Here is a 15,081-nt window from a genome sequence, read left to right on the forward strand (position 1 = left end):
ATCTGATTTTTGAGTTTCAGTTCTCGCTTGTTGTTCTGCCTGTTGTTCTGCTTTTTTCTCTGCTTTAACACGTGCTTTAGCTTCTTTCTTCACTTTATTCTGCTTGCGTCGTTCTTGGTAATTTTCGGAAGCATCTTTACTTTTAACTTTCACCTTTTCAAATAATAACTTAGATACGTCACGATGCTTTTGTTTTAATAACAAAATGATACTTGAAGCGATTAGTAGTATCGTTACAATAATAATACCTACAATAGAAATCAGGGGGATAAATAGTGCTAATAGGTAATGACCTATTAAACCGCCTCCAAATACAGGAAAATTAGAATGCTCATAAGATTTATATACAAAAGATAAAACTGGTTCACGTTGGGCTTGTACTTTATGTGAAAAGTAAAAGACAATATGACTAACTAATAGTAAGGCCAATTGTAATACAAATGCGCCAACAGTGCGCCTCGTTTTGGGCAACGCTTTATAATATGTAATAAAAACTGTACCTATTAAAATAAGAATATATGTTAAGAATCTACTTGTGCCAAATAAATAGTTGAAGAAACTATCTATCATCGTTCCAACAATACCAAGTTGAAAGATACCCAAGGTTACTATTACAAAAATGGCGATTGCCACAATATATCTTAATGGGCTATCCCCTTGTTTTTTCTTATTATTAGTTGTTTTCTTTCTTGTATTCGTAGGTTTTCTTTTTGTTGTTTGTTTCTTTTTTGTTTGTGCCAAGTTTACCACCTTCTTCTTCGACTGTGCTCAAAATTATTTTTATATTCACCCACTACTGTAAAAATAATTTTTTAATATTAGCAATAATAATAAATTTATTAATTGAATATATACAATTTTATGTATGCTTAAAATTTAACCCTTCCATCTATAATAACATAAAAGAGGTAAGACATATTACGCGTGTAGTCATTTCAAAGGGTGCGTGAATGTCATTTCACTTCAAAACATTCAATCGCAATTCACCTTACAAAATATTTACCTGAGCGCTTGTCTTAACCTCTTTGTTTAGTACAGAAATTATTAAATTTCAGAAATTACTGGAATAATCATTGGACGACGTTTTGTATTTTCAAATAAAAGTTTGCTAATTTGATCACGCATATTTTGCTTAATTTCAGACCATTCAATACGTTTCTCTTGTAATCCTAATTCAACGATTTCACGGACTTTTTCTTCAGCTTCATTTAATAAAACTTCACTTTCTCTAACATAAACGAAACCTCTAGATTGAATTTCTGGACCAGCTGCAATTCGTCTATTTTTAGGATCAAGTGTTACAACTGCGATAAAAATACCATCTTCAGCTAACAGGTGACGATCTCTTAGTACGATATTACCGACGTCGCCGACACCAATACCATCAATTAGTACATTACCCGAGTGAACTTTTTCATTTAAAATCATTTCTTCTCCATCGTAATTAACTACGTCGCCTTTTTCAACAAGGAAGATTTTTTCTGGTTGCACACCTGCTTCATTCGCTAATTTTGCGTGTGCAATCTGCATTTTAAATTCACCGTTAACCGGAATAAAATACTGAGGTTTCATAATGTTAATCATCATCTTCAATTCTTCCATACAACCATGACTTGAAGTGTGAATCTTTTTACTATTTGGGATAATTTCTGCACCAGCACGTACTAATTCGTTAAGCGTATTTCCGACAATCACTTCCATATTAGCAGAAGCAGTAATAGCTAAAAATACAGAATCTCCTGGTTCGATATTCATTATTTTGTGTTTTTTTTGAGCCATTTGGCTTAAAGCTTCTACTGGCTCACCTTGCATACCAGTAGCAATAATAATAACTTCATTTTTAGGATAATTTTCAACTTCATTTATTGGGATTAATAAGTCTTTTGATATATCAAAGTACCCCATTTTTCTAGCAATATTAAAAGAACTTTCCAATGAACGACCTAAGAATGATACTTTTCTATTTAATCTTTGTGCAAGATTTAAAACTTGCTGAATACGGATAAAATTAGATGCGTAGCAAGACACAATCAATCTACCTTTCACTTTTGTAAAGGCGTCATACATGTGCGATTCAATCACATTTTCAGGTGTATTATATCCAGGTTTTTCTGCTTCAGTTGAATCGCTAATTAATGCAAATACACCTGCCTCACCAATTTCAGTCATTTTCTTTAAGTCTGGCGCATAATGACCTTGTAAACTTTGGTCAAATTTAAATTCACCTGTATATACAATTGCCCCATAAGAAGTATGAATGCATACACCTAAACTATCTGGAATACTGTGTGTTGTATCAAAGAATGTTACATTGACACCTTTGAAACGCATGATAGATTCATTATTAACGGTATAATATCTAACTTTTTTATTAATATTACGTGCTTTCATATTTTCTTTAATTAAAGCAATTGTAAGTTTCGATCCATAAACTGGTGCATCAACTTGTTCTAATACATAAGTAACAGCACCAATTGCGTGTTCATGTCCATGTGTTAAAAAGATCCCTTTTAATTTATCTTTGTTCTCAATAACATATTGAATATCTGGTATAACGATATCTACACCTAACATCTCATCTTCTGGGAACATTAAGCCAGCGTCAAGCATGAACATTTCGTCATCTACTTCGACGATATACATATTTTTCGCTATTTCTCCAACTCCGCCGAGTGGAATGATGCGAATATTTTTATTATTTTTCTTTATTAAACTCAAAATGTTACCTCCTATTTAAATTCCCGTCCATATATAAACTCATAATTTATTATAAGTTAAAATAGGCTTTATGTACACTATTAAAGTAATATCTGGTAAAGGTTAAACACTTATAAATGTAATCGTTATTACATTTTCTTAAATTATTTGTATTTGAAATCAAGCTGAAATTTCAAAATAGTCTAAAATATTTATAGAAAATTACATATTGCATATCAATAATTTTATAGTATTTAAATTTTATGTATAATTTTATCTTTACGATATAAATAATTGACTTTTATATAATAAAAAAGAAACTAGTTTATACTGATTAAGCATGCTTTTACAATAGAATTAACGGCATTCTACTATAAAAGCATAAACCAATGACTAGCCTCTAATTAAAAATTCAATGTATTAAGATTTTGATTTTACAACAAAGCTTTATGCGAAGCATTAACGCGTCCTTGTTTATCAATTTCAGTTACTTTTATTTTAAATGTGTCTCCAACTTTCAACACATCTTCTACTTTTTCAATGCGTTCATTAGCAATTTGTGAAATGTGAACAAGCGCATCTTTACCTGGGAACAATTCAACGAAAGCGCCATATTTCTCAATACGTTTTACTTTTCCTTCGTATACTTGGCCAACTTCTGCTTCACGCGTGATATCTTCTATAATATTACGCGCGCGATCAATCGCATCTTTATCAACTGCGCCAATGAATATTGTACCATCTTGTTCAATATCTAATTTAACACCCGTTTCATCAATAATTTCATTGATTTTTTTACCGCCAGGCCCAATTACATCTCTAATTTTTTCTGGTTTAATCGTCATAGTTACTACTTTTGGTGCAAATGCACTTAATTCATTACGTGGTGTATCGATCGTTTGTAACATATGATCCAGAATTGCAAGACGACCAACGCGTGCTTGCTCTAAAGCTTCTTTAATAATTTCTTTTGTTAAACCGTCAATTTTGATATCCATTTGAATAGCAGTAATACCTTCAGATGTTCCGGCAACTTTAAAGTCCATATCGCCTAATGCATCTTCCATACCTTGAATATCAGTTAAGATTGTATAACTATCATCACGTGTAACTAGTCCCATCGCAATACCTGCTACTGGTGCTTTAATAGGTACACCTGCATCCATTAATGCTAATGTAGAACCGCAAATTGATGCTTGTGACGAAGAACCATTTGATTCTAAAACTTCACTTACAATTCTAACAGTATAAGGAAAATCTTTTACATCAGGAATAATATGGCTAAGCGCACGCTCTCCTAAAGCACCGTGTCCGATTTCACGACGTCCTGGAGAACGTACTGGACCAGTTTCACCTACTGAATAGTTAGGGAAATTATAATGATGCATAAAGCGTTTTTGTTCTTCTTCGCCTAAACCATCTAGAATTTGATATTCGCTCATTGAGCCTAACGTTAATACTGAAAGTGCTTGTGTTTGACCACGTGTAAATAATCCCGAACCATGAGCTCTTGGTAATACACCAACTTCTGATTCAAGCGGACGAATTTCATCCGTTTTACGGCCATCTGGTCTTATTTTTTCATCTGCAATTAATCTTCTTACTTCTTCTTTAACTAAATCGTTCAAAATGCTATTAACTTCTTTAATTAAAGCTTCATTGTCAGCATCACTTTCATCGATAAATTCAGCTGCAACTTTTTCTTTTAAATTATCTAAGTTAATATCACGTTGTTGTTTATCAAATGTTAAAACAGCATTTTTCAAACCATTTGCTTCTGTCAATTGAGTAACTTTTTCTACAAGTGACTCATCTTTTTCAACCGGAACGAACGGTTTCTTCTCAGGTTGGATATGATCTACAATTTCTTGTTGGAAATTAACTAAGCGTTGAATCTCACTGTGTCCAAAGAAAATAGCATCTAACATTTCACTTTCAGTTATCTCACTAGCACCGGCTTCAACCATATTTACAGCGTCTTTATGACCAGCAACTTCTAAATCTAAACGTGATACTTCCTTTTGTGCAACTGTTGGATTGATAATATATTCTCCATCAATATAACCAACATTCACGCCAGCAATTGGTCCTTGGAACGGAATATCAGAAACGCTCAATGCCATTGATGAACCTATCATTGCCGCCATTTCAGGTGAACAATCAGGATCTGCACTTAATACAGTATTCATGATTTGTACGTCATATTTATACCCTTTAGGGAATAATGGACGAATTGGTCTATCGATTAAACGCGCAGTTAAAGTTGCTTCATCACTTGGTCGACCTTCGCGTTTTTTGAATCCTCCTGGAATTTTACCAGCAGCATACATTTTTTCTTCATAATTAACCATTAATGGGAAGAAGTCACCATCACGTGGTTCTTTTGAAGCGACCGCAGTAGATAAGACTACTGTATCACCATAACGAACGAGTACAGCACCATTGGCTTGTTTAGCAAGTTGACCAGTTTCAATCGTCAATGATCTGTTTGCCCATTCCGTTTTAAAAACTTTTTTCTCTTGAGACATTACAAATCTCCTCTCATATATCTAATAGTACTATCATATCATTTCTTAGAAAATTTTTATATTAGTATATTGTTTTTTAAAAATGCTCATTTCAAATTATAAAAAAGGAGCAGGACAGAAATCTAATAATTTTAATAAGATTTCATTATCCCACCCCAAGTAAAGATGAGTAGAAGAAACATTTAAATCGTTATATAAATCTTACTCGTATTATAATTTAAGTCTTATACATTAGCAGTAGTAGGTTTTATAAGTGCTTTTTCAAATCTATCAATACCTATATCAAAGTTGAGGCTGAGACATGTAATTATGCCCCAGCCTCTATCAATATACGCCTTATAATTAACGACGGATACCTAATGATTTAATTAATTCACGGTAACGTTGAACATCTTTGTCACGTAAATAGTTAAGTAAGTGTCTACGACGACCTACCATTTTTAATAATCCACGACGTGAATGATGATCTTTTTTGTGCTCACGTAAGTGTTGATTTAATGCAGTGATTTCTGCAGTTAATACAGCGATTTGAACTTCTGGAGAACCAGTGTCCGCTTCGTGTGTACGATATTCTTTAATTAATTCATTTTTACGCTCTTGTGAAATTGCCATTGTCAATTTCCTCCTTTAATTTTATTCGCCTTTATCCGAGCAAATCGTCGGAGTTTCGAAGTGCCAAGGTAAAGGTGCTAAAATGTGTAATACACATTCGACTTAAATATTATATGATACTTCGTCACCAAAATCAACCGATAACAAGTATTTCGCTTTTTCTTTATCTTTATTCATTTGTTCCACTAACGGGTCAATACCATCAAATTTAATTTCAGGTCTTAAATAATGATGCCAAAATACGGTAACACGTTCACCATAAATATTTTCACCAAAATCAAATAAATTTACTTCGATTACGACTTGAGCTTTAGAAGGGTCGTGAAATGTTGGTTTTACCCCTACATTAGCAACTCCTCTATAAATCTGCTTATCCGCACCTATTTCCATGCTAACTGCATAAACACCATTCTTAGGCAATACGTAATCACCGCTTGGTTGCACATTTGCTGTTGGAAAACCTATTGTTCTTCCTCGTTTTTCGCCTTGCACAACTGTACCTTTAATACGATAGCGATAGCCTAATTCATCATTAGCTTTTTGTAACTCTCCAGTTTTCAATGATTTTCTTATATCAGTAGTAGAAATTTTTTCAGAATTAATTTCTTGTTTGCTTACAACTGTCGAATTAAATTCAGTCATTTCATCTAGGATCATCATATTTCCTTTGCCATATTTTCCAAAAGTAAAATCAAAACCTGCGATGACTTCTTTAACGTGATTCTTTATAATATAATCTTGTATAAAATCCTCAGCACTTACTTCTGCAAATTTAGATGAAAAGTTAATGACAATACAATAGTCAATATCATATGATTCTAAAATTTCTATTTTATCTTGAATCGGCGTTAAATAATCAGTCCGTTTTAGTTTAGGATTTAATACGACTGAAGGATGTGGATCAAATGTCATCACTGCTTTTTTTAAATTCGCAGCTTCTGCTTTTTGATTTAAAATATCAAATACTTTTGCATGGCCTTTATGCATACCATCAAAAAATCCAAAAGCCATAGCAACATCTTCTGTTATATATTGTTCTTCTTGAATTGGATGAGTTACTTCTATCACTTTCATGCGTATTTCTCCTTTAGTTAAACACCTTTTTAGGTTTAATTTCATCTTGTTTTTCTGGATGAGGTTCATAAATTGCTATTACTTTTTGTGTGTCCTCATCTACCATTGTAACCATATCGTCTATATTTTGCTGGAACATCGTTTTTTCAAATTTTTGTCCATTCAAAATTTTAGCTTTGATATTTTCTTCTGAAATTATAATTTGTGGTAAACCTTTCAAACCATATTCTATAGGAAATAACTTTTCTTGTAATGATTCATGCTCATGTAATTCCACTATTTCATTTAAAGTCAAACTATCTTTAATGTCAAATCCACCACTCTGTGTACGCGTTAATTTTGACATATGCGCAGGGAATTGTAATGCGCTGCCGATATCTGTTGCAAGTGTTCGTATATATGTACCTTTACCACATCCTACAATTATATCAAATTGACAGTGTTTATCTTCAAAACGTAATTCGGATGTGCGCTTAATTTTATATACGTGTACCTGACGTTCAGGTCGCTCAACTTCTTCGTTATTTCTAGCATATTCATATAATTTCTTACCATTTATTTTTACCGAGGAATACATTGGTGGTATTTGAGTAATTACTCCTTCAAATTGTTTGAGTATCAAGTCAACATTTTCTGCAGTAATTTCACCAGGTAGTATATATTTTTGCTCTATCACATCACCAGTTTGATCTTCAGTAGTAGTTGTACTACCCAAACTTACTGTTGCTTCATAAGTTTTACCCATTTCCATTATGTAGTCACTAACTTTTGTCGCAGCCCCTATACATATTGGTAACACACCAGAAACTTCAGGATCTAAAGTGCCAGTGTGCCCTACTTTTTTAGTTTTCAATATTTTTCTTAATTTAAAAACCACATCATGACTCGTCAATCCTCGATCTTTAAATACAGGTAATATACCATTATACATTCTTATTTCACCTTCAAAGTCTGATTTTTAAAGCTCTAATCTCATATTAACATGTAATTGTTAATAATAAGTTATGTAAAAAGGAGCGGGACAGAAATCAAAACTAAATTTGATTTCGTATTCCCGCCCCCACAATTTTGTCAAATCAACTAAATAAATTAATTTAATTATAATTTAGAAGAAATTCGGCAATTGCGCAAGTTATATATTACAACATGAACATTATAAGTTATATGAATGTCTTAACTGTTTTTCGATAAATTAATCCTTTTTATGCAAATCTTGAATCATTCGTTCAATTTTATTACCATAATCGATTGATTCATCATATTCGAAATTTAACTCAGGGATAATTCTAAGTCTCATTCTCGAACCAAGCTCAGATTTAATAAAACCTTTTGCTTTTTCTAGACCTTTGAATGTATCTGCTTTTTGTTTTTCATTTCCTAGTACAGTTAGATAAACTGTTGCAATAGATAAATCATTAGTTAATTGAACCTCTGTAATCGTTAGGAATCCAATTCTTGGATCTTTAACTTTATTATTAGCGATATCCATGATTTCTTGTTTCATTTGTTCGCCTACGCGTTCCGCTCTCATATTCATTAAGTTTCACCTCTCATTGTTTATCAGTCCGTTAATCTTTCCCTTACTTACAGATTATATGACAGTTTATTTCATAACGTCAAACAAATTTCACTTATTCGAAGTTTAAAATAATATATTGCATATAGCTAGGATTGTTAAAAGGATAAATTGCATAGTATTAATAAAATACAAATATCTTATGACAGTTGAGCATTATTTTATTCCCTAACTGTTAAATTATGTAATAATTTTTCATAAAAACGCTATAAATTTCATTTTGAGTTGCCTAACTGTTATAAATTTTTGCCTTAGTGTTAATTTTAATGCAATAAGATATGTTATTATGTATTCCCTTACTATTTATGTGATTTAAAAATAAAATATTACACATTTCATAATTTATAATGGTATACTTCTAAGGAGTGAGACAGTGGCAACATATTTTCAAAAGTATATTATCGCCCTCCCCCATATTTATATCTAAGATTAACCAACAAGCGTACAAATACATTAGCACCATTAACTTAAATTAGTAGATTAATTCATGATGAATTATACTTAAGTGACACTTTAACGGTCGAAACATTTTAATGACCCGGCCTTATTTTCAATATAATAGGAGCGTATATTATTGGAGAAACCAGAACGGCTTTTGTACATTTATACACGATTTTTAAATGGAAAAGCATTAAATAAAGAAGCACTGGCACAACGACTCAATGTAAATGTAAGATCTATCCAAAGAGATATAAGTGATATAAACAATTTTTTATATGAAGATCAAGAATGGCATGGTCTAGAAGGGCAGATTGTATACGATAACGCCTTAGAAAAGCACCGTTTAAAAATTGATAGGTATAAATTCAAAAATAATAGACTACTTAATTTAATTTTTAGAATGAAAAATTTTACCCCTATAATACACGAAGATACATATAATCTCATAAGAGGTTTAAATGCCAATTCGAATTTAGCAGAAAAACTATTATCTAATAAAATGTTAAGCCAATTCAATATCCATCGTGAACTTAGTGAATCAACCTTAATCTTCAGAATACAATTAGCGATTGAAAACAGTCATAAAATTTCTGTTCAATTACAAGATACACAAATTACAGGTATCATTCCTATATACACAAGGTATTTTTCTGATAAATATTGGTTTACTTACTTAGCTAACGGCAAAGTTAATACTCTCGATTTATCTGTTGTAAGAGAAGTTGAACAACTTAATGATGTTTATAACCAATCTGTATTCGAAAATATTAATAGTGTGACTATGTTCATTCAAGATCATATTTGGCCTAAAATTAAGCATCAGTTTATCATAGTAAATACCAAATCTGTAGATAATGGACGAATTGTAGATATTATTATTTCAAAAGAAGAAAGCATGCATATTGCTTATGAACATCCTAACCAAATCACTTTACTAAAGCCCCAACACTATGTTGACGATTTCAAAATGATTATAAAATCTTTGTTCAACACTTACAATATTTAAATTAGTTATTGAAAAATAGTTTAGCTAAATAGCTTTACTTTTAGATTTTAGTATTGGCGTGCTATTGATTCAGTAAAAAACTGTTTCGCTTTATTTTGACGCTTATAAAATGGCATAGGTTTTGCTAACTTCTCAAATAAAACTTAAAATAATCATATATACATGTCGATTGATTGTTTCTTTTTATTTAATTGTGAAGTTTTAAATAACTTAAGGATGGAAAAAGTCAGAGACAAAAATTTCTATTCTCAAAATAAAGGACTCATCCGTATTAACGAACCCCACCTTTCAAATAGAAATTAAAAAACAAAACATTTATGGCTACTTTATACTTATGATATAAGGATAGCCATTTTTAATGTAATTCGTTCTTTATTAAAAATTATATGTATGAAATTTCATTTGAAAACAAGCAAAAAACTTAATGAAGAATTATAATTGCGAATATTTCAAATTTCAAATTAATCAACAGCTTTCTGAACCATAAAGTAAAAAATCTACAATCAAAGAAAAATTGATATAGAATTAATTTTGGGTTTATAAAAGCTATTTTAGGTTGGACTCGTATGTCAGTTCGAGGAATAAACAAGGTAGAAGTTTGCCTTAATTGTACTATATATAAGAAAGATGATAGCTCAACACGCTATAAATTTTTATAAAACTAAATAAACGTCAATTTCTATAGAGATTGACGTTTATTATTTAGGCAGAGATATAAATATCTCTGCCTTACTCATTATATTAGCAATAGCTAAAACTTTCACTTCTTCGAAGACCCACCACTTATTAATTTATGAAGTTAATGGCTTTATGCATGCACTACAGCTCAGTAAAACTTTTTATCTCTATCGAGCTTAATCATCTTTGTGAAATAGAACAAATAAACCTTTTTAACTGAATTAGATTTCTGTCCCACTCTTTATACCAACGCTTTATATTTAAACAGCTAGATAACGAGGCTAAATCACTATATTTTATGATGGTATTTATTGATTTTTAATATTAACTTATTTTCCTTAAGAGCCTTGCCTAATTTATTAATGTTGATTCTCCAATGTATATTGCAATGATTTTACTTTTTCGTGGAAATCGGAATACCCATTTTCACGTGCTGCTTTTTGTTCTTGGTTCCATTTATAGTATTCGATTTTACTAAGCTCTTGTTTTTTCTTAATACGCATACGTTGTTCTCTATAACTTAGCACATTACATACTGTAAGGTGACGATTTTGTTTTGATGATAGTACGAATAAATGATCAATTAAATACTGACATAATTCACTATCTGCAAAATTCTTAAATATAGAAATATATAGTTCTTCTTCACTAACGATATAAATGCGAGGCTTATCGTCTTTCAACATTTTAATTAATAACTCAAAGTTTTTAACTTGAGATGGAAGTTGATGGTTAAATGATAAAAAATCTTTAGGTATACCCGCAGAATGTCCAGTTTGATATGGAAAGAAATTGATAACCATAACTCTGTTAGGATCGATATTAAATTGTTTTAATGTAGACGCATTACTATATAAATATTTTACAAACCATCTATGTCTATCTATATAAGGTAAAAATAATTTTTTTCCATTAAATGATAACTTACCTTGGATATCTAAGAATATTCTCTGTCTATATTCAATAGCCTCATCATCAGTCAGATTACGTTCGTATGTTTTGAAATCATTTTCTGGCTGCTTTTTTAATATAACTATATCGGCAATTTCTGGATTCCCAAAATATGGTCTTGCTATTGCTGGGTTTAAATCTGCATTTTCAAATGTAACTCTTTGTCTATTTTTATTTAAAGTAACTTTGCCGTTCGCAAAATCTATCATTTTTTTAAACCTTGGAATGTCAGTAAAATTATCTCCAAAATGTTCTTGAAAATATGCATAATCCATAGGATGTAAAAACGCTGTTGTATCATTTTTTTTATAATCGCCTTTAATGTTGATTCGTCATAAATAGAGTTATACTGACTAAAATATTGTTCCCAAAATTCATTTATATCTTTTAAATATTTACTCATCATTTATAACCTCCTATTCAACTTAATTCTAATTAAAAGCATAGACAACTATTGTCAGCCCTCTCAAAAGAGTGAATATTTACAATAATTTTTCAATCTAATTTACAACTATAAATAGGCATATAATTTATATAAATAAATCGGTCAACGTTTGCAATATTCAATTTTTATATTTTACTATTATTTTAAAAAAGAAAAATATGGTCATGTATATTGTACATAATTCAAGTTTATTTTATCAGTAAATTAATGTGTTACCATTGCTTGTTAACAATGTTCCAAAGAGAAAAAATATAAAAAATGAGACAAAAAAACAAAGCAAACAGTATACTATATGTTTGCTTTGTTGCTAATAAAAATTTATTTTCAAAAATGAAAATATTGCTAGAATCTAAAAGTTATCTTTTAATTTCAACCATTTCGAATGCTTCAATAATGTCGCCTTCTTTAAGGTCATTGAATTTTTCAACTGTTATACCACATTCGTAGCCTTGAGCTACTTCTTTAACATCATCTTTGAAACGTTTTAATGTGTCTAATTCACCTTCAAATTGTACTACACCGTCTCTTATCACACGTACCCCAGCATTACGTGTGATTTTACCGTCAATTACATAACTACCAGCGATTGTACCTACTTTAGAAACTTTGAAAGTCTGACGAACTTCTGCTTGTCCAATAACTTGTTCTTCAAATTCTGGATCTAGCATACCTTTCATTGCAGATTCAATTTCTTCAATAACGTTATAAATAACGCGGTGTAAACGCATATCTACGCCTTCATTGTCTGCCGCTCTTTTCGCACCAGTATCTGGGCGTACATTAAAGCCGATAATGATACCATTTGAAGCATTTGCAAGTGTAACGTCTGATTCATTAATTGCACCTACTGCTGTATGAATGATTCTCACATTAACGCCTTCAACATCTATTTTCATTAATGATGCTGCAAGTGCTTCTACTGAGCCTTGTACATCACCTTTAATAATTACGTTAAGATCTTTCATTTCACCTTGTTTCATTTGTTCGAACAGGTTATCTAATGAAACGCTCTTACTTTCTTGACGCTGTTGCAACACATTTGCTTCATGACGTGCTTCACCGATACGTCTTGCTTGTTTTTCATCTTTGAAGACAACAAATCTATCACCAGCTTGTGGTACATCATTGATACCAGTAATTTCTACAGGTGTAGAAGGACCAGCTGACTTAATACGTTGACCTAAATCATTTACCATAGCACGGATTCTGCCATAAGTGTTTCCTACTACTAGTGAATCGCCAACATTAAGGGTTCCGTTTTGAACTAATAATGACGCAGATGGTCCGCGTGATTTATCCAATTCAGCTTCAATCACAGTACCCACAGCGTGTTTACTTGGGTTTGCTTTTAATTCCTGAACTTCTGAAGTTAGTACAATCATCTCTAGTAAGTCTTCAATACCGTCTCCACTTAAAGCTGAAAGTGGTACGAAAATTGTATCGCCGCCCCAAGCTTCAGGAATTAAACCGTATTCTGTTAATTCTTGCATTACACGGTCAGGATTAGCTGTTGGTTTATCAACTTTGTTTACAGCCACAATTGTAGGTACCTCTGCTTCTTTAGCATGGTTAATCGCTTCAATTGTTTGTGGCATTACACCATCATCTGCTGCTACTACTAAAATTGTAATATCAGTAACTTGGGCACCACGAGCACGCATTGTTGTAAATGCAGCGTGACCTGGAGTATCAAGGAAAGTGATTTTTTTGCCATCATTTTCAATTTGATATGCACCGATATGCTGAGTAATACCACCTGCTTCACCAGCAGTTACTTTAGTATGACGAATTGAGTCTAATAATGTTGTTTTACCATGGTCAACATGTCCCATGATTGTTACAACTGCTGGACGTTCAATTCCATTTTCTTCATCAGCATCATCTTCAAAATAAATTGATAAGTCTTCTTCATCAATGATAACTTCTTTTTCAAGTTCTACACCATAATCATCTACGATTAATTCTAAAGTTTCATCATCTAAAGATTGGTTAATGTTTGCCATTATACCAAGTAAAAATAATTTTTTAATAATACCTGAAGAATCTATATTTAGCTTCTCAGCAAGTTCACCTACAGTTATACCATCATGATACGTAATTTTAGAAGGTATTTCCTTTGGCTCTTCTTGTTTAGGTTGTTTATTATTTTTATTGTTTTTATTAGCATTCTTATTGTTGTTTTTATTATTTTTCTTGTTGTTTGATTTATTATTTTGATTGCCTTTGTTACTTTGGTTATTTTTATTATTCGTCGTTGATTGTTTGTTTTGAGCACTTTTCTGTTCTGCTTTAGCAGCTTGTTGTGCTTGTTCTGGTTTATAGATTTTATCTAATGCTTTAATTTGGTCGTCTTCTAACGTTTGCATATGGCTTGTTACCTCAACGTCCATTTTAGCTAGTTCATCTATAATATCTTTACTTTTTAATTTTAAATCTTTTGCGTATTCGTAAATTCTTTTTTTACTCATATAGTCACTCCTTACGATATTCATCAATCATTGACAATAACTTTTTAGCAAAGCCTTGATCAGTGATTCCAATGTTTACACGTTCTGCTTTCCCTAAAGCTTGTCCTAATTCAGCTCTCGTTCCAAATATGCGTAATGATATATGGTAACTTTCACATTTGTTCTGTATCACTTTAGCTGTGTTATCAGAAGCATCTGTTGCAATGATTACGAGCTTTAACTTGTTCTTTTTTAAATCATTTAAAATGACAGATTCACCTGTTTTAACTTTTCCAGCACGCATTGCTAAACCTAAAAAATTTACGATTTTGTCCTTGGTCATTTAGGAATCTCTTCACGATAAATAAGACGTATAATTTCTTTATAAACAGGTTCTAGTGTTTCAGCATCAGCTTTATAATATTTTTCTAATATACCTTTTTGCTGAGCCTCTTCTACTAATTTAACATCTTTTGATACATATGCACCACGACCTTGTTGTTTTCCAGTTGCATCAGCAAAAATTTCGCCTTCTTTATTTATCACAACTCTTATCATGTCGTTTTTCGGATGCATTTCATTTGATAGTATACATTTACGCATTGGAATTTTTTTCTTTTTCATAA

At 31.4% G+C, this 15,081-nt stretch carries 12 protein-coding genes and 2 pseudogenes; 2 read left to right on the forward strand and 12 right to left on the reverse strand.

Features of this window, described 5'->3' with window-relative positions:
- Positions 1–63: 63 nt before the first annotated feature.
- From ACF91D_RS18900 to rbfA, 7 genes and pseudogenes are all read right to left on the reverse strand, one after another.
- Positions 64–741 (reverse strand): annotated as a pseudogene (locus ACF91D_RS18900) (cell division protein FtsK); the annotation flags it as partial.
- 303 nt (positions 742–1,044) lie between these two features.
- Complete coding sequence (gene rnjB, locus ACF91D_RS18905; protein WP_039066737.1) at positions 1,045–2,718, reverse strand: ribonuclease J2; 1,674 nt, start codon at positions 2,716–2,718, stop codon at positions 1,045–1,047.
- Between the two features lie 413 nt (positions 2,719–3,131).
- Positions 3,132–5,225 carry a polyribonucleotide nucleotidyltransferase gene (pnp, locus tag ACF91D_RS18910; RefSeq protein WP_101050761.1) on the reverse strand — a complete coding sequence of 698 codons (2,094 nt, stop codon included), beginning with the start codon at positions 5,223–5,225 and terminating at the stop codon, positions 3,132–3,134.
- A 342-nt stretch (positions 5,226–5,567) separates the two neighbouring features.
- Complete coding sequence (gene rpsO / locus ACF91D_RS18915; RefSeq protein ID WP_039066740.1) at positions 5,568–5,837, reverse strand: 30S ribosomal protein S15; 270 nt, start codon at positions 5,835–5,837, stop codon at positions 5,568–5,570.
- A gap of 102 nt (positions 5,838–5,939) precedes the next feature.
- Positions 5,940–6,911 (reverse strand): riboflavin biosynthesis protein RibF, encoded by a 972-nt coding sequence (gene ribF / locus ACF91D_RS18920; RefSeq protein WP_039066741.1) that lies wholly within the window; start codon positions 6,909–6,911, stop codon positions 5,940–5,942.
- Positions 6,912–6,924: 13 nt separating this feature from the next.
- Positions 6,925–7,842, reverse strand: a complete 918-nt coding sequence (truB, locus tag ACF91D_RS18925; RefSeq protein ID WP_069793420.1) for a tRNA pseudouridine(55) synthase TruB — start codon at positions 7,840–7,842, stop codon at positions 6,925–6,927.
- Positions 7,843–8,103: 261 nt separating this feature from the next.
- Positions 8,104–8,448 carry a 30S ribosome-binding factor RbfA gene (gene rbfA, locus ACF91D_RS18930; RefSeq protein WP_017724307.1) on the reverse strand — a complete coding sequence of 115 codons (345 nt, stop codon included), beginning with the start codon at positions 8,446–8,448 and terminating at the stop codon, positions 8,104–8,106.
- 613 nt (positions 8,449–9,061) lie between these two features.
- Here rbfA and ACF91D_RS18935 point away from each other — a divergent pair.
- Both ACF91D_RS18935 and ACF91D_RS18940 read left to right on the forward strand, forming a co-directional pair.
- Positions 9,062–9,934: an HTH domain-containing protein gene (locus ACF91D_RS18935; protein WP_327620630.1), complete on the forward strand. Its 873-nt coding sequence runs from the start codon at positions 9,062–9,064 to the stop codon at positions 9,932–9,934.
- 375 nt (positions 9,935–10,309) lie between these two features.
- Positions 10,310–10,594: pseudogene (locus ACF91D_RS18940) on the forward strand (transposase); the annotation flags it as partial.
- Positions 10,595–10,971: 377 nt separating this feature from the next.
- Here ACF91D_RS18940 and ACF91D_RS18945 read toward each other — a convergent pair.
- From ACF91D_RS18945 to rnpM, 5 genes are all read right to left on the reverse strand, one after another.
- A complete protein-coding gene (locus ACF91D_RS18945) occupies positions 10,972–11,772 on the reverse strand; it encodes a hypothetical protein (protein ID WP_318756641.1) in 801 nt (266 codons plus the stop codon).
- Entirely contained in the window at positions 11,769–11,969 is a 201-nt protein-coding gene (locus ACF91D_RS18950; protein WP_392437536.1) for a hypothetical protein, read from the reverse strand. Before ACF91D_RS18950 ends, ACF91D_RS18945 begins: the two co-directional genes overlap by 4 nt.
- A gap of 395 nt (positions 11,970–12,364) precedes the next feature.
- Complete coding sequence (gene infB, locus ACF91D_RS18955) at positions 12,365–14,476, reverse strand: translation initiation factor IF-2 (protein ID WP_069793419.1); 2,112 nt, start codon at positions 14,474–14,476, stop codon at positions 12,365–12,367.
- A gap of 4 nt (positions 14,477–14,480) precedes the next feature.
- On the reverse strand, positions 14,481–14,798 hold the full coding sequence (locus ACF91D_RS18960) for a L7Ae/L30e/S12e/Gadd45 family ribosomal protein (RefSeq protein WP_039066746.1): 318 nt from the start codon (positions 14,796–14,798) through the stop codon (positions 14,481–14,483).
- Complete coding sequence (gene rnpM, locus ACF91D_RS18965; protein ID WP_039066748.1) at positions 14,795–15,079, reverse strand: RNase P modulator RnpM; 285 nt, start codon at positions 15,077–15,079, stop codon at positions 14,795–14,797. Before rnpM ends, ACF91D_RS18960 begins: the two co-directional genes overlap by 4 nt.
- Positions 15,080–15,081: the final 2 nt, after the last annotated feature.

It is taken from the genome of Staphylococcus sp. 231237_7MaSpsaltlick (genome assembly GCF_043107035.1).

Excerpts from the sequence above, each read along its gene's own strand:
- pnp (WP_101050761.1), bottom strand. The coding sequence starts at position 5,225 with ATGTCTCAAGAGAAAAAAGTTTTTAAAACGGAATGGGCAAACAGATCA.
- rpsO (WP_039066740.1), bottom strand. The coding sequence starts at position 5,837 with ATGGCAATTTCACAAGAGCGTAAAAATGAATTAATTAAAGAATATCGT.
- ribF (WP_039066741.1), bottom strand. The coding sequence starts at position 6,911 with ATGAAAGTGATAGAAGTAACTCATCCAATTCAAGAAGAACAATATATA.
- truB (WP_069793420.1), bottom strand. The coding sequence starts at position 7,842 with ATGTATAATGGTATATTACCTGTATTTAAAGATCGAGGATTGACGAGT.
- rbfA (WP_017724307.1), bottom strand. The coding sequence starts at position 8,448 with ATGAATATGAGAGCGGAACGCGTAGGCGAACAAATGAAACAAGAAATC.
- ACF91D_RS18945 (WP_318756641.1), bottom strand. The coding sequence starts at position 11,772 with ATGATAGATTTTGCGAACGGCAAAGTTACTTTAAATAAAAATAGACAA.
- ACF91D_RS18950 (WP_392437536.1), bottom strand. The coding sequence starts at position 11,969 with ATGATGAGTAAATATTTAAAAGATATAAATGAATTTTGGGAACAATAT.
- infB (WP_069793419.1), bottom strand. The coding sequence starts at position 14,476 with ATGAGTAAAAAAAGAATTTACGAATACGCAAAAGATTTAAAATTAAAA.
- ACF91D_RS18960 (WP_039066746.1), bottom strand. The coding sequence starts at position 14,798 with ATGACCAAGGACAAAATCGTAAATTTTTTAGGTTTAGCAATGCGTGCT.
- rnpM (WP_039066748.1), bottom strand. The coding sequence starts at position 15,079 with ATGAAAAAGAAAAAAATTCCAATGCGTAAATGTATACTATCAAATGAA.